The 15134-nt window shown below is 72.6% G+C and carries 16 protein-coding genes; 12 read left to right on the top strand and 4 right to left on the bottom strand.

Annotated elements, in window-relative coordinates:
• The first annotated feature begins 21 nt into the window (after positions 1 to 21).
• The 3 genes from IE118_RS03615 to IE118_RS03605 are packed head-to-tail and all read left to right on the top strand — an operon-like array spanning position 22 to position 2300.
• A complete protein-coding gene (locus IE118_RS03615; RefSeq protein ID WP_189555754.1) occupies positions 22 to 375 on the top strand; it encodes a histidine triad nucleotide-binding protein in 354 nt (117 codons plus the stop codon).
• A gap of 6 nt (positions 376 to 381) precedes the next feature.
• Positions 382 to 1287, top strand: coding sequence for a ribonuclease Z (locus IE118_RS03610; protein ID WP_189555753.1), 906 nt, complete (start codon positions 382 to 384; stop codon positions 1285 to 1287).
• Between the two features lie 20 nt (positions 1288 to 1307).
• A complete protein-coding gene (locus tag IE118_RS03605; RefSeq protein WP_189555752.1) occupies positions 1308 to 2300 on the top strand; it encodes an adenosine deaminase in 993 nt (330 codons plus the stop codon).
• 37 nt (positions 2301 to 2337) lie between these two features.
• On the opposite strand, the gene IE118_RS03600 is transcribed toward IE118_RS03605, so the two are convergent.
• On the bottom strand, positions 2338 to 3669 hold the full coding sequence (locus IE118_RS03600; RefSeq protein WP_189555751.1) for an MFS transporter: 1332 nt from the start codon (positions 3667 to 3669) through the stop codon (positions 2338 to 2340).
• A gap of 488 nt (positions 3670 to 4157) precedes the next feature.
• Here IE118_RS03600 and IE118_RS03595 point away from each other — a divergent pair, with 488 nt between their 5' ends.
• From IE118_RS03595 to era, 9 genes are all read left to right on the top strand, one after another.
• The gene (locus IE118_RS03595; RefSeq protein ID WP_189555750.1) at positions 4158 to 5453 is read left to right on the top strand and encodes a glucarate dehydratase family protein; all 1296 of its coding nucleotides are present in this window, start codon (positions 4158 to 4160) and stop codon (positions 5451 to 5453) included.
• A gap of 103 nt (positions 5454 to 5556) precedes the next feature.
• Positions 5557 to 6678 (top strand): carbohydrate kinase family protein, encoded by a 1122-nt coding sequence (locus tag IE118_RS03590; protein WP_229846646.1) that lies wholly within the window; start codon positions 5557 to 5559, stop codon positions 6676 to 6678.
• Between the two features lie 157 nt (positions 6679 to 6835).
• Positions 6836 to 7906, top strand: coding sequence for a PhoH family protein (locus IE118_RS03585; RefSeq protein ID WP_189555748.1), 1071 nt, complete (start codon positions 6836 to 6838; stop codon positions 7904 to 7906).
• A gap of 12 nt (positions 7907 to 7918) precedes the next feature.
• Positions 7919 to 8416, top strand: coding sequence for an rRNA maturation RNase YbeY (gene ybeY, locus IE118_RS03580; RefSeq protein ID WP_189555747.1), 498 nt, complete (start codon positions 7919 to 7921; stop codon positions 8414 to 8416).
• Positions 8413 to 9723, top strand: coding sequence for a hemolysin family protein (locus IE118_RS03575; RefSeq protein ID WP_189555746.1), 1311 nt, complete (start codon positions 8413 to 8415; stop codon positions 9721 to 9723). The genes ybeY and IE118_RS03575 overlap by 4 nt, the downstream gene beginning before the upstream one ends.
• Positions 9720 to 10079: an MmcQ/YjbR family DNA-binding protein gene (locus IE118_RS03570; RefSeq protein WP_189555745.1), complete on the top strand. Its 360-nt coding sequence runs from the start codon at positions 9720 to 9722 to the stop codon at positions 10077 to 10079. Before IE118_RS03575 ends, IE118_RS03570 begins: the two co-directional genes overlap by 4 nt.
• A gap of 20 nt (positions 10080 to 10099) precedes the next feature.
• A complete protein-coding gene (locus IE118_RS03565; RefSeq protein WP_189555744.1) occupies positions 10100 to 10453 on the top strand; it encodes a cytidine deaminase-like protein in 354 nt (117 codons plus the stop codon).
• Positions 10454 to 10686: 233 nt separating this feature from the next.
• Positions 10687 to 11166, top strand: a complete 480-nt coding sequence (locus IE118_RS03560; RefSeq protein ID WP_189555743.1) for a hypothetical protein — start codon at positions 10687 to 10689, stop codon at positions 11164 to 11166.
• Positions 11167 to 11265: 99 nt separating this feature from the next.
• Positions 11266 to 12219 carry a GTPase Era gene (gene era, locus IE118_RS03555; protein ID WP_189555742.1) on the top strand — a complete coding sequence of 318 codons (954 nt, stop codon included), beginning with the start codon at positions 11266 to 11268 and terminating at the stop codon, positions 12217 to 12219.
• Here the strand turns inward: era and IE118_RS03550 are convergent, their stop codons facing one another.
• From IE118_RS03550 to IE118_RS03540, 3 genes are read right to left on the bottom strand one after another with little or no spacing between them, the layout of a single operon-like run.
• Positions 12220 to 13533: a GH1 family beta-glucosidase gene (locus tag IE118_RS03550; RefSeq protein ID WP_189555741.1), complete on the bottom strand. Its 1314-nt coding sequence runs from the start codon at positions 13531 to 13533 to the stop codon at positions 12220 to 12222.
• A 58-nt stretch (positions 13534 to 13591) separates the two neighbouring features.
• Positions 13592 to 13858: a protealysin inhibitor emfourin gene (locus tag IE118_RS03545; RefSeq protein ID WP_189555740.1), complete on the bottom strand. Its 267-nt coding sequence runs from the start codon at positions 13856 to 13858 to the stop codon at positions 13592 to 13594.
• 21 nt (positions 13859 to 13879) lie between these two features.
• Positions 13880 to 14950 carry a M4 family metallopeptidase gene (locus tag IE118_RS03540; protein WP_189555739.1) on the bottom strand — a complete coding sequence of 357 codons (1071 nt, stop codon included), beginning with the start codon at positions 14948 to 14950 and terminating at the stop codon, positions 13880 to 13882.
• Between the last annotated feature and the right edge of the window lie 184 nt (positions 14951 to 15134).

The raw sequence follows: 15134 nt of genomic DNA, 5'->3' as shown, positions 1-15134 counted from the left end.
TCGTCAGGCCGAGGAGGGCGTATGGCTGGGGAGCCCCAGGACGACTGTCTGTTCTGCAAGATCGTCGACGGGAGCATTCCCGCGACGATCGTGCGGGAGACGGAGACGACCGTCGCGTTCCGCGACATCAACCCGCAGGCGCCCACCCACGTCCTGGTGATCCCGAAGGCGCACCACAAGGACGCCGCCGCCCTCGCCGCCGAGGCGCCCGGGCTCGCCGCCGACGTGCTGCGCGAGACGCAGGCCGTCGCGGACGAGGAGCAGCTGGAGAGCTACCGCATCGTCTTCAACACCGGCGGCGGCGCCGGGCAGACCGTCTGGCACGCCCACGCCCACGTCCTGGGCGGCCGCGGCCTCGCCTGGCCCCCCGGATAGGCAGCCTTGTCCGTACGTGAACTGGTGGTGCTCGGCACCGCCAGCCAGGTCCCCACCCGGCACCGCAACCACAACGGCTACCTGCTGCGCTGGGACGGCGAGGGCATCCTCTTCGACCCCGGTGAGGGCACCCAGCGCCAGATGCTGCGCGCCGGGGTCGCCGCCCACGACCTCAACCGCCTCTGCGTCACCCACTTCCACGGCGACCACTCCCTCGGCCTCGCCGGGGTGATCCAGCGGGTCAACCTCGACAAGGTGCCGCACGAGGTGACCGCCCACTACCCGCGCTCCGGGCAGCGCTTCTTCGAGCGCCTGCGGTACGCGACCGCCTACCGCGAGACCGTCACCCTCACCGAGGCGCCCGTCGACACCGACGGCCCCCTCGCCCGCACCCCCGGGTACACGCTGGAGGCGCGCAGACTCTCCCACCCCGTCGAGGCGTACGGGTACCGGCTGGTCGAACCCGACGGCCGGCGCATGCTGCCCGGCCGGCTGGCCGCGCACGGCATCGAGGGCCCGGATGTCGGACGCCTCCGGCGCGAGGGCTCGCTGGACGGCGTCACGCTGGAGGAGGTCAGCGAGGTGCGGCGCGGACAGCGGTTCGCGTTCGTCATGGACACCCGGCTCTGCGACGGGGTGTACGCCCTCGCCGAGGGCTGCGACATGCTCGTCATCGAGTCGACGTTCCTCGACGAGGACGAGGCGCTCGCCGTCGAGTTCGGCCACCTGACCGCCGGGCAGGCGGCCCGGGTGGCGCGGGAGGCGGGTGTCCGGCACCTGGTCCTCACCCACTTCAGCCAGCGCTACACCGACCCGGAGGAGTTCGGGCGGCAGGCGCGGGCGGCCGGGTACGAGGGCGAGCTGACGGTGGCACGCGATCTTGACCGGGTGGCGCTTCCGAAGCGTCGGTGACACGGCCGTACGATTGTTTGATGCCCGTACCGAAAGCCGAACTTCACCTTCATATCGAAGGCACGCTGGAGCCCGAGCTCGCCTTCGCCCTCGCCGCGCGCAACGGCGTGGAGCTTCCTTACGCCGACACCGGAGCGCTCCGCGAGGCGTACCGCTTCCAGGACCTCCAGTCCTTCCTGAACCTGTACTACGAGCTGATGGCGGTGCTGCGCACCGAGCGGGACTTCGAGGACCTCGCCGACGCCTACCTCGCCCGCGCCGCCGCGCAGGGCGTGCGGCACGCGGAGATCTTCTTCGACCCGCAGGCGCACCTCGCGCGGGGCGTCGGCATGGAGACGGTGGTCGAGGGGCTGTGGCGGGCGCTGGGCAGGAGCCGGGAGACGCACGGCGTCTCCACCCGGCTGATCATGTGCTTCCTGCGGGACGAGTCCGCGGAGTCGGCCCTGGCCACGCTGGAGGCCGCGAAGCCGTACCTGGACCGGATCACCGGTGTCGGGCTCGACTCGGCCGAGGTCGGGCACCCGCCGGTGAAGTTCCGCGCGGTGTACGAGGCCGCCGCCGCGCTGGGGCTGCGGCGGGTGGCGCACGCCGGTGAGGAAGGCCCGCCGGAGTACATCACCGAGGCGCTGGACGTCCTCGGTGTGGAGCGGGTCGACCACGGACTGCGGTGCGTGGAGGACCCGGCGCTGGTGGAGCGGCTGGTGCGCGAGCGGGTCCCGCTGACGCTGTGCCCGCTGTCCAACGTCCGGCTGCGCACGGTCGACACCCTCGCCGACCACCCGCTGCCCGCGATGCTCGACGCCGGATTGATGTGCACGGTCAACTCCGACGACCCGGCGTACTTCGGCGGCTACGCGGGCGACACCTTCGACGCGGTGCGCGAGACGCTGGGACTGTCCCCGGAGCGCCTGCGCGAGCTGGCCCGCAACTCCTTCCTCGCCTCCTTCCTGGAGGACGACGAGGAGCTGCGGGCGCGCTACCTCGCCGAGGTGGAGGCGTACGACTTCGGCTGACGCCCCGGCGTCCGGGCGCCCGGGCACCGGGGGCGCGTCAGACGGTGCCCGGTCCCCGGGTGGCCGCCGCCGTGTCGTAGGCGCGCTGCGCCGGGGCGGGGGTGCCGTCCAGGGGAATCTCCACCACCGGCTGTTCCGGGGCGCCGACCTCCGGCACGGCGGGGGAGGGGGTGCCGGTCGCGGCGGCGACCAGGGCCGCGGGGTGCCCGCCGCGGCGGCGGACCGCGCCCGGCAGCAGCGGACGTCCGCCGGTGTGCAGGGCGACCGCCGTCATCGGCAGCGCGACCAGCAGCAGACCGATCGCCAGCACCGCCCCCATCACCGGGAAGCCGGCCTGCGCGGACAGCACGCTGCCGGTCAGCGGGCCCGCCGCCGTGCCGAGGGCGGACGCCGAGCCGACCAGGACGGCCCACCGCCCGCGCGGGTCCAGCGACGCGGCCAGCCCGATCAGGTACGACAGCACCACCGGGTAGATCGTGTTCCAGGCGATCTCGCCCGCGGCGAAGCCGGCCAGCCCGGTCGCCGAGGCGCTGAGCGCGATGCAGCCCGCGATGACGACGGTCCCGCCGCCGATGGGCAGCGCGCGGCCGAGCCGCGAGCCGAGCGCGCCCGCGCCGAGGACGCCCAGCAGGCCGGCGCCGAGCGCCACCGCGAAGACGACGCCCACCGTGGGCTCCGACAGGTGCGCCTGGCTGACCCCGATGCGTCCGCTCACACCCCACAGGGCGTTCTGCGCCATCGACCACAGCAGCATGGCGCCGGCCAGGACCATGCCCGAACGCCGGTGCGGCAGGCGGGCGGCGACCGGGTCGGTCGCGGTGGGCCGGGGGCCGGGGGTGCCGGCGGGCAGCCGGGCGGTCAGCGGCCACACGGCCACCGCGGTGAGGGCGATCGCGGCGAGGGTGAGTCCGTGGCCCGGCAGGCGGGGCACCGTCAGGTACACCAGGCCCGCGAGCGCGGAGACGCTGAGCAGGCCGAGCGTGGAGGCCCGGTGCGGATCCCGTTCGGCGGCGATCCGGGTGGCGGCGACCGTGGTGGCCGTGCCGGAGCCGAAGCCGCCGATCACCGCACCGGCGACGACGGCCGGTACCGCGTCGGTGAGGGCGGCCGCGCCGTAACCGACGACGGCGAGGACGAGACCCAGCCGGGCCAGGGCCCGCGCCCCCACGCGTTCCACGCGGGAGGCCAGCAGGAAACCGGCGGAGGCGGAGCTCAGCAGCAGCGCGCTGCCGACGGCCCCGGCCTGGGTGGCGGAGAGGTCGAGCCCGCGTTCCAGCCGGCCGACGGTGGTCGGCAGCAGATAGGGGGCGAGGTACCCGGCCGTGAAGAGGGCGACGAGGGGCCAGGGAGTGGTGCGAGGGGCGAACACGGGCGTTCCCAGGGCGTGCGAAAGGGACGGTGCGTAAAGCGGGGAAGAGGGGGGCGACGACCGTCGATCGACAGGAGCGCGCGGGCAATTTGTATCAAGCCGGGGGAGGGCAACGGGAGGGCGCCAGATGTGATCTACGTCACTTAAGGGTTTGGTACTCCGGAAGGTCGGGTAGCAGCGACCGCTCTCGCCGGTGACATACCCCGCCACCTGCGGCGATCGCGGCCCGGCCGACCCCTCGGCGGGGCCCGGGGGCACGCGTCCGGTCCCGCACGGGTCGGCGCCCGTGACGGCGCCCGCCGTCCCGCCCGTGACGGCGCCCGCACCAGTGTGCGACACCCGCGCCGCAGGGTGCCCCCCGGCTCCTGGAGGCGGACGGCCCATTGACGTCCCCGATTCGCGTATCTAACCTCCATTCCGGTATGTGAATGCCCGCTGGGCGGGGAGCACGCCGGAGCCCCGGACCCGACAACGGAGGAGCCGCCCCCGTGCACCGCGATCCGACCATCACGGACGTCCGCCTGACACCGGTCCTCGTCGCCGACCCGCCCCTGCTCAACACCCAGGGCGTGCACCAGCCGTACACCCCCCGGCTGATCGTGGAGGTGGTGACCGCCGACGGGACCACCGGACTCGGCGAGACCTACGGCGACACCAGGTACCTGGAGCTGGCCGGGCCGCTCGCGGACCGGCTGCGGGGCCGCCGCGCCGGCGACCTGAACCGGCTCTTCGCCGAGGCCGGCCAGGTCGCCGTCGACGCCTCCCGTCTCTCCGGCCGGGTCGACACGGGCGGACTGCGCGGGGCGCGCAGCGCCGACAAGCTGCGCCTGTCCGTGCTCTCCGCCTTCGAGGTCGCCTGCCTCGACGCCCTCGGCAAGAGCCTCGGCCTGCCCGTGCACGCCCTGCTCGGCGGCAAGCTGCGCGACACCGTGGAGTTCAGCGCGTACCTCTTCTACAAGTACGCCGCCCACCCGGACGGCGTGCCGGCGGAGAAGGACGACTGGGGCGCCGCCCTCGACCCGGCCGGAGTCGTCGAGCAGGCCCGCCGGTTCAAGGAGCGGTACGGCTTCACGTCCTTCAAGCTCAAGGGCGGCGTCTTCCCGCCCGACGAGGAGATCGCGGCCGTCCGCGCCCTCGCCGCCGCCTTCCCCGGCCACCCCCTGCGCCTCGACCCCAACGGCGCCTGGTCCGTGGAGACCTCGGTACGGGTCGCCGGGGAACTCGGGGGACTCCTGGAGTACCTGGAGGACCCCACCCTCGGCACCCCCGGCATGGCCGAGGTCGCCGCCCGCACCGGGGTGCCGCTCGCCACCAACATGTGCGTGACGACGTTCGCCGAGATCAGGGAGGCCTTCACCCGGAACGCCGTGCAGGTGGTCCTCTCCGACCACCACTACTGGGGGGGACTGCGCCACACCCGGCAGCTCGCCGCGATCTGCCGCGCCTTCGGGGTCGGCGTCTCCATGCACTCCAACACACACCTGGGGATCAGCCTCGCCGCGATGACCCACGTGGCGGCCACCGTGCCGGACCTGCACCACGCCTGCGACTCCCACTACCCCTGGCAGTCGGAGGACGTCCTCACCGAACGGCTCGGCTTCGACGGCGGCACCGTGCGGGTCTCCGACGCGCCCGGCCTGGGCGTGGAGCTCGACCGGGAGCGGCTCGCCTTCCTCCACCGGCGGTGGCTCGACGACGACGGCTCGCTGCGGGACCGCGACGACGCGGCGGCGATGCGGATCACCGACCCGGAGTGGGTCACCCCTCCGGTGCCGCGCTGGTGATCCGCTGATCCGCCCGGGGGCGCGCCCGGGGTGACGGCCGTCACCTTGTCGGTGGTGTGGTGCACACTGGCCTGATCCGCACCATGTCAGGGAGCGCACCGTGATGGCGTCCACCGGGAAGGCACGCGACGAGGGACCCGACCGCCCGTCCCCGCTCGATCCCCTCGCCGCCCTGCGCACCCCGCACGACCCGCCCTGGGACGTGTACCTCACCGGCACGGTCTTCCTCGACATCGTCTTCACCGGCCTCGACTCCGCCCCCGTGCGCGGGACCGAGTCCTGGGCGCGCGGGATGGGGTCGAGCCCCGGTGGCGTCGCCAACATGGCCACCGCCCTGGCCCGGCTCGGCCTGCGCACCTCCCTCGCGGCCGCCTTCGGCAGCGACCACTACGGCGAGTACTGCTGGGACACCCTGGAGCAGGGCGAAGGCATCGACCTCTCCCCGTCGCGCACCGTGCCCGGCTGGCACTCGCCGGTCACCGTCTCCATGGCGTACGAGGGCGAGCGCACCATGGTCTCCCACGGCCACGAACCGCCCCCGGAGGAACCGGCACCCGACTGCCCGCCGCGCGCGCGGGCCGCCGTCGCCTCCCTCACCCCCGGTCGCGTCGCGCCCTGGATCGCGCAGGCCGCCCGCAAGGGGGCGAGGATCTTCGGCGACGTCGGCTGGGACGACAGCGGGGCCTGGGACCTCGCCCGGCTGCCCGACCTGCGGCACTGCGAGGCGTTCCTGCCCAACGCGGACGAGGCCATGCGGTACACCGGCACCGACTGCCCGCGCGCGGCCGCGCACGCCCTCACCGAGCACGTACCGGTCGCGGTGGTCACCCTGGGCGCGGAGGGCGCCTACGCGGTCGACCGGCGCACGGGGGAGACGGCCTCGGTGCCCGCGATCGAGGTGGAGGCGCTCGACCCGACGGGCGCCGGCGACGTGTTCGTGGCCGGCTTCGTCACCGGGAGCCTGGCGGGGTGGCCGCTGGCCGACCGGCTCGCCTTCGCCGGACTCACGGCGGCGCTGTCCGTGCAGGAGTTCGGAGGATCGCTGTCGGCGCCGGGATGGGCGGAGATCGGCGCGTGGTGGCGCAGGGTGCAGTCGGTCGAGGGACAGGACCCCTCGGCGCTGCGGCGCTACGCCTTCCTGGCCGGCCTGGTGTCGGAGGAACTCGTGCGGCCCTGGCCGCTGCGGCGTGCGGTGCCGACGATCGGCTTCCGCCGGTCGGCCTGACGGCCGGCAGCCCACCGCCCCGCCCGCGACGCGGAGGCGAGCCGGTACGAAAAGCCCTACGGGCTTGTCAGTCCTCCGTCGTACCCTGGGAATCGCGAGGCCGCCCTCCGGTGCGCGGCCGTGACGAGGAGGATCCGCAGGCCTTCAGAGCCGGCCCATGACTCAGACACCGACAGATCGCACCCCCGCGCAGGGACAGGCGAAAGTGCAGTTCACCGTTCCCGCCCAGCACCCCATGGTGACCGTGCTGGGGTCCGGCGACTCCCTCCTGCGTGTGATCGAGAAGGCCTTCCCGGGGGCCGACATACATGTCCGGGGCAATGAGATCAGCGCGGTCGGCGACGCGACGGAGGTCGCCCTCATCGCGCGCGTGTTCGACGAGATGATGCTGGTGCTCCGCACCGGGCAGCCGATGACGGAGGACGCAGTGGAACGCTCGATCGCCATGCTCAAGGCGAGCGAGAACGGGGAGAGCGACGGCCAGGAGACCCCGGCCCAGGTGCTCACGCAGAACATCCTGTCCTCGCGCGGCCGTACGATCCGACCCAAGACGCTCAACCAGAAGCGCTACGTGGACGCGATCGACAAGCACACGATCGTCTTCGGGATCGGCCCCGCCGGCACCGGCAAGACGTACCTGGCCATGGCCAAGGCGGTGCAGGCCCTGCAGTCCAAGCAGGTCAACCGCATCATCCTGACCCGGCCGGCGGTCGAGGCGGGGGAGCGGCTCGGATTCCTCCCGGGCACGCTCTACGAGAAGATCGACCCGTACCTGCGCCCGCTCTACGACGCGCTGCACGACATGCTCGACCCCGACTCGATCCCCCGGCTGATGGCGGCCGGGACCATCGAGGTGGCGCCGCTGGCCTACATGCGCGGCCGCACGCTGAACGACGCCTTCATCATCCTGGACGAGGCCCAGAACACCAGCCCCGAGCAGATGAAGATGTTCCTCACCCGCCTCGGCTTCGACTCGAAGATCGTGATCACGGGTGACGTGACGCAGGTCGACCTGCCGGACGGCACCAAGTCCGGACTCCGGCAGGTGCAGGACATCCTGGAGGGCCTGGACGACGTCCACTTCTCCCGGCTGTCGTCCCAGGACGTCGTCCGGCACAAGCTGGTGGGCCGTATCGTCGACGCGTACGAGCAGTACGACAGCACGCACGGCACCCAGAACGGCACCCACGAGGGCGGCCGCGGCAGGTCCGGGCACAAGGGGAAGTAGACCGAGCACCAGATGTCGATCGACGTCAACAACGAGTCCGGCACCGAGGTCGACGAGCAGGCGATCCTCGACATCGCCCGCTACGCGCTCGCGCGCATGCGCATCCACCCGCTCTCCGAGCTCTCGGTGATCGTCGTGGACGCCGACGCCATGGAGCAGCTCCACATCCAGTGGATGGACCTGCCCGGGCCGACGGACGTCATGTCGTTCCCGATGGACGAGCTGCGGCCGCCGTCCAAGGACGACGACGAGCCCCCGCAGGGGCTGCTCGGCGACATCGTGCTCTGCCCCGAGGTCGCCGCCCGGCAGGGCCAGGACGCCCCGACGCGGCACACCATGGACGAGGAGCTGCAACTGCTCACCGTCCACGGTGTGCTGCACCTGCTGGGGTACGACCACGAGGAGGCGGACGAGAAGGCCGAGATGTTCGGTCTCCAGGCCGCCATCGTGGACGGCTGGCGCGCGGAGAAGGGCCTGACCGGCCCGTCCCCCGCCCCGACCGTCTCATGAGTCCGACACTCGTCCTCGGCGCGATCGGCCTCGTCGTCATCGCCTGGCTGGCCGCCTCCGCGGAGGCCGGCATCGCGCGCGTCTCCAGCTTCCGCGCCGAGGAAGCCGTACGGTCCGGCCGCCGGGGCAGCGCCCAGCTCGCCCGCATCGCCGCCGACCCCACCCGCTACCTCAACGTGGCGCTGCTGGTCCGCGTCGTCTGCGAGATGGCCGCCGCCTCCCTGATCACCTACGGCTGCCTGCGCGAGTTCGACGGGACGGCCGAGGCGCTGCTGATCGCCATCGCGGTCATGGTCCTCGTCTCCTACGTCGCCGTCGGCGTGTCCCCGCGCACCATCGGCCGCCAGCACCCGCTGAACACCGCCACGGCCGCCGCGTACGTCCTGGTGCCGCTCGCCAGGATCATGGGCCCGATCCCGTCGCTCCTCATCCTCATCGGCAACGCGCTCACCCCCGGCAAGGGCTTCCGGCGAGGCCCCTTCGCCTCCGAGGCGGAGCTGCGCGCGATGGTGGACCTCGCGGAGAAGGAGTCGCTGATCGAGGACGAGGAGCGCCGCATGGTGCACTCCGTCTTCGAGCTCGGCGACACGCTCGTGCGCGAGGTGATGGTGCCGCGCACCGACCTGGTGGTCATCGAGCGGTACAAGACCATCCGCCAGGCCCTCACCCTCGCCCTGCGCTCCGGGTTCTCCCGCATCCCGGTGACCGGCGAGAACGAGGACGACATCGTCGGGATCGTCTACCTCAAGGACCTCGCGCGCAAGACGCACATCAGCCGGGACGCCGAGAGCGAACTGGTGTCCACCGCGATGCGCCCGGCGTTCTTCGTACCCGACACGAAGAACGCCGGTGACCTGCTGCGCGAGATGCAGAAGCAGCGCAACCACGTGGCCGTCGCCGTCGACGAGTACGGCGGCACCGCGGGCATCGTCACCATCGAGGACATCCTGGAGGAGATCGTCGGCGAGATCACCGACGAGTACGACCGGGAGATCCCGCCGGTGGAGGAGCTGGGCGAGGACCGTCACCGGGTCACCGCCCGCCTCGACATCACCGACCTCGGCGAGCTGTACGGGCTGGAGGAGTACGACGACGAGGACGTGGAGACCGTCGGCGGCCTGCTCGCCAAGCATCTCGGCCGGGTGCCGATCGCGGGCGCGTCGTCCGTGGTCGAGCTGCCCGACGAGCGCCGGCTGCGGCTGACCGCGGAGGCGTCGGCCGGCCGCCGGAACAAGATCGTGACGGTGCTGGTGGAGCCGGTGGGGCCCGCGGACCCGCCGGGCGGGGAGGAGGACGGGCCGGAGTGACGCCGGGAGAGCTGCGTGCCCTGTGTCTGTCCTTCGGCGCCGCCGTGGAGGACTTCCCCTTCAACCCCGAAACCTCGGTGTTCAAGGTGTGCGGCAAGCTGTTCGCCCTCACGGCGCTGGACGCGCGGCCCCTCACGGTCAACCTCAAGTGCGACCCGGAGGACGCGGTCCGGCTCCGCGCCGAGCACCCGGACCTGATCGCCCCCGGCTACCACATGAACAAGCGCCACTGGAACACGGTGACGGTCGACGGAGCCCTCCCGGACCGCCTGGTCCGGGAACTGGTGGAGGACTCGTACGACCTGGTCGTGGCCGGTCTCCCGCGGGCCGAGCGCCTCCGCCTCGACCGTCCCTGAGCCCCCCTTATGCTCGGATCATGACCGACACCACCGCCCTCGACCCCGAGGACCGCAAGATCGTCACCCTGGCCCGCTCCGTGCGGGCCCGCAACGGGGTGCCCGAGGGGGCCGCCGTACGCGACGAGACCGGGCGGACCTACGCCGCCGGGACCGTGGCCCTGGACTCCCTGAAGCTGAGCGCCCTGCGGACGGCGGTGGCGATGGCCGTGGCGTCCGGCGCGACCTCCCTGGAGGCGGCGGCCGTGGTGACGGCGGCGGAGACGGTGCCGGCCGAGGACCGGGCGGCCGTACGGGACCTCGGCGGGCCCGGCACCGCGGTGCTGCTGGCCGGCCCGGACGGAACGGTGCGGGAGACGCTCACCGCGGGCTGACGCACCGGCCCGCTCCGCATGTGTCACCACCGGTCGATAGGCCGGATATCCACCTTGTCGCGCCCTCTCCCCCCGCGCATCAATGGAAACGCCGGTCCCGGCGAGATGTCGCGGGCGGCCGGCGTCACGCAGCGGGTCCGGACCCCATCTGCCGATCAGTTCCGCGAACAGTTCCCCCGACGGAGTTCCCCCCACACGGAACTCCCCCCACACGGAAAGGGAGCCGGAATCCCATGAGAGGCAAGCGATTCGGAACGGGTCTGTCCCTGGCGGCAGGCGCTCTCGCGGTCTGCGGACTCGCCTTCGCCCCCGCCGCGGCGGCCGTCGCCCCCGGGGCGGCGACCGTCAACGCCGACTGCGGGACCTGGGGCGGCGGCGCGGCCACCCTGACAGCGACCCAGAACGGCACGTCCGCCACCGTCACCCTCACCACCTCCGCGGTCACGGCGCCCGTCGCCCTCGCCAAGGACTCCCTCGTCTCGCAGCTGACGATGGTGAAGGCCGGCGGCGGCACCACCGTCCTCAAGGGCACCAGGAACCCGGCCATGGCGGCCGGCGACGCCCTCGAGGTCGGCCCGCTCACCGGCACCGTGGCCTCCGGCGACAGCCTGGAGGCGTTCGGCGGCACCCTGAAGGTGACCGCGTTCGGCTTCATCACCATCACCTGCGCGGCGACCGGACCCCAGGCGCCGGGCCCGTTCGTCTTCGACTGAGCCCACCGGGGGCCGGACCGGGCACCCACGGGCGCCCGGTCCGGCCCCGTTGCGGACGGTGGTGCGGCGCGGCTCCCGGCATCAGGGAGAATGGGCGGCATGAGCGTTCGTACCCAGTCATCCGAGCAGCCGGCCGAGGCCGTCCACAGGGCCGGTTTCGCCTGCTTCGTGGGCCGCCCCAACGCGGGCAAGTCCACCCTCACGAACGCTCTGGTCGGGCAGAAGGTGGCGATCACCTCCAACCGGCCGCAGACCACCCGGCACACCGTGCGCGGCATCGTGCACCGCCCGGACGCGCAGCTGATCCTGGTGGACACCCCCGGCCTGCACAAACCGCGCACCCTCCTCGGCGAGCGGCTGAACGACGTGGTGCGCACCACGTGGGCCGAGGTCGACGTGATCGGCTTCTGCCTCCCGGCGGACCAGAAGATCGGCCCCGGTGACCGCTTCATCGCCAAGGAACTCGCCGGGATCAAGAAGACCCCGAAGGTCGCCATCGTCACCAAGACCGACCTGGTGGACGGCAAGGCCCTGGCCGAACAGCTGATCGCCGTCGACCAGCTCGGCCGGGAACTGGGCATCACCTGGGCCGAGATCGTCCCGGTGTCGGCTACCGCCGGCCGGCAGGTCGACCTGCTCGCCGACCTCCTGATCCCGCTCATGCCGGAGGGCCCCGCCCTCTACCCCGAGGGCGACCTCACCGACGAGCCCGAGCAGGTCATGGTCGCGGAGCTGATCCGCGAGGCGGCCCTGGAAGGCGTCCGCGACGAACTGCCGCACTCCATCGCCGTGGTCGTCGAGGAGATGCTCCCGCGCGAGGACCGCCCCGCCGACAAGCCCCTCCTGGACATCCACGCCAACCTCTTCATCGAGCGCCCCAGCCAGAAGGGCATCGTCATCGGCCCCAAGGGCAAGCGCCTGAAGGACGTCGGCATCAAGTCCCGCCAGCAGATCGAGGCGCTGCTCGGAACCCCGGTGTTCCTGGACCTCCACGTGAAGGTGGCCAAGGACTGGCAGCGCGACCCGAAGCAGCTGCGCCGCCTGGGTTTCTGATCAGCCGCCGCGCTGCGCGCGCAGCACGTCCCTGAACCAGCCGTACGACGCCTTCGGGGTCCGCTCCAGCGTGCCGAAGTCGACGTGGACCAGCCCGAAGCGGCGGGCGTAGCCCTCCGCCCACTCGAAGTTGTCCAGCAGGGACCACACGAAGTAGCCGCGTACGTCCACGCCCGCCTCCAGCGCCCGGTGCAGGGCGCGCAGGTGGCCGTCGAGGTAGGCGATGCGGTCCCGGTCGTCCAGACCCTCGTAGGCGCAGCCGTTCTCCGTGACGACCACCGGGGGCAGCCGGTCGCCGTAGCGGGCACGGAAGGTGGTGAGGACCTCCGTCAGCGCCTCCGGGACCACCGGCCAGCCGAAGTCCGTCACCGGACGCCCTTCGATCTCCCGCACGGAGAAGGGCAGTTCGGCCGGCATCCGCACCCCGCCGAAATCGATCTCCGTGCCCTGCGGAGCGCCCACCCGCGTCGGCGCGTAGTAGTTGATCCCGTACCAGTCCAGCGGCGCCGCGATGACCTCCAGGTCCGCCTCGACGTCGCCCGGCATCAGCTCGCCGATGCCCTCCGGGTAGCGGCCGAGCAGCAGCGGGTCGGCGAACATCCGGTTCAGCAGGGCGTCGTAGAAGCCGGCCGCCGTCACGTCCGCCTCGTCCTCGGAGGCCGGCCAGGTCGGCGCGTGCGAGTTGGCGATCCCGATGTCGCCGGACCCCGCCGCCCGCAGGGCCCCCACCGCCAGCCCGTGCGCCAGCAACTGGTGATGGGCCACCGGCAGCGCGTCGAACAGCAGGTTCCTGCCCGGCGCGTGCACGCCCAGCGCGTGCCCCAGCAGGGTGTGCTCGGCGGGCTCGTTGAGCGTGATCCACGTGCGCACCCGGTCGCCCAGCCGCCCGGCGACCTCCGTCACGTACTCCGCGAACCGATCGGCCGTGTCCCGCTCCAGCCAGTCGAGACCGACCGGCAGGTCCCAGTGGAACAGCGTCGGCACCGGCCGCACGCCCGCCGCGCACAGGTCGTCGACCAGCCGGTCGTAGAAGTCCAGACCTCCCTTGGCCAGCACCCTCGGCCAGGAGACGGAGAAGCGGTACGCGTCCACGCCCAGGCCGGCCAGCAGCGCCACGTCCTCCGCGTGCCGGTGGACGTGGTCGCAGGCCACCGCCGCCGTCGAACCGTCCCGCACCCGCCCCGGCTCCGCCGAGAACACGTCCCACACGGACGGCTCCCGCTCGTCCACCGCCCCCTCGATCTGGTGTGCCGAGGTCGACACACCCCACAGGAAACCGTCCGGGAAGCGGGGCATCGCCTTCGTCGTCGCCATGGCCCGGATCATCCGCACAGCCGGTCGGCCACGTCAACGCCCCTGCGCCGGAAGACGGTTACGCGCCCTCCTTGAGCACTCTGCGGATCAGCGCGCGCTGCTCGTCCGACAGCCGGGGATCCGCGCAGTACACCGACCTGCCGTCCACCGTGATCCGGTAGGCGAAGCCGTCCGGCACCCCCGTCGGCGGCGTGCCCCGGCCGCCGGCCAGGACACGCTCGGCCAGGGCGTGCCACTCGTGGGCGTCGGCCCGCCCCGAGGTGTCCACCTCGGCCTGTCGCTCGATGCCCGCGAATCCGCCCGTGCGTCTCACCTGAATGCGCATGGGTCCGTGTCTAGTACGGAACTACAGCGTCCGCACCCCCACCCGCTCCCAGGCCTTGGTCACGGCCTGCAGTTCGTCGCCGTCGCCGTACCGGGCGCGCGCCGCCTTCACCGTCAGCGTGGCGAAGTCCGTGAACTTCGCGTCCTGCGTGAGGTCGCCGCCGGTCAGCACGTCGTACCAGACCTGCCCGGCCCGCTCCCAGGCGTGCCCGCCGAGGGTGGTGGCCGCCAGGTAGAAGGCGTGGTTCGGGATGCCGGAGTTGATGTGCACGCCGCCGTTGTCCCGTCCGGTGCGGACGTAGTCGTCCATCGTCGCCGGCTGCGGGTCCTTGCCGAGCACGTCGTCGTCGTACGCCGAGCCCGGCTCCTTCATGGAACGCAGCGCCTTGCCCGTGACCCGCGGGGCGAGCAGCCCGGCGCCGATCAGCCAGTCGGCCTGGTCGGCGGTCTGGCCGAGCGTGTACTGCTTGATGAGCGCGCCGATGACGTCCGACACCGACTCGTTGAGCGCGCCCGGCTGCCCGTAGTACGTCAGGTTCGCGGTGTACTGCGTGACGCCGTGGGCGAGTTCGTGGCCGATGACGTCGATGGCGTTGGTGAAGTCGAGGAAGATCTCCCCGTCCCCGTCGCCGAACACCATCTGCTCGCCGTTCCAGAAGGCGTTGTTGTAGTCCTCGTCGTAGTGCACGGTCGCGTCCAGCGGCAGCCCGTCGCCGTCGATGGAGTCACGCCCGTAGGCCTTCAGCAGCAGCTCGAACGTGGCGCCCAGACCGGCGTAGGCGCGGTTGACGGTGGCGTCCTTGCCGGGCGCGTCGCCCTCGCCGCGCACCTTCGTCCCCGGGAGGTCGGTACCGTGCCGGGCGTCGTACACGGTGCGGTACGGCTTTCCGGGCTCGGCGTCGGCGAGCAGGGCGACGGCCGGGGCGCCCACCACGCTGGTCAGATGACGCCGGGTGCGCTCGTAGGCGTCACGCTGGATGGTGCGGCGCGCGGGCCCGGAGAGCGCCGGGTCGTCGGCCTGCGCGAGCCGGTCGAGGACGTGCGGCGGGATGATCGTGCAGAAGACGGGCTCGAAGCCCCCGTTCCTGGTCATGTCCGGAACCATCGCACTGCGTCACCGCCCTGTCACCCCCCGCGACCATGATGGATGAAAACCCCCGGCACCCCGCCTCCCGTGGACGCGGAAAGTGGTATGCGGCACTCTTTGTCCCCTTCGTCCCCGCGGTCCCGCATACTGATACGAGACCTCGCACGGTGAGCGACTCGGTTAAGCTGCG

The sequence above is a fragment of the Streptomyces pilosus genome (assembly GCF_014649835.1).
GTDB lineage: Bacteria > Actinomycetota > Actinomycetes > Streptomycetales > Streptomycetaceae > Streptomyces > Streptomyces pilosus.
This window is presented reverse-complemented; position numbering and strand designations above follow the sequence as displayed.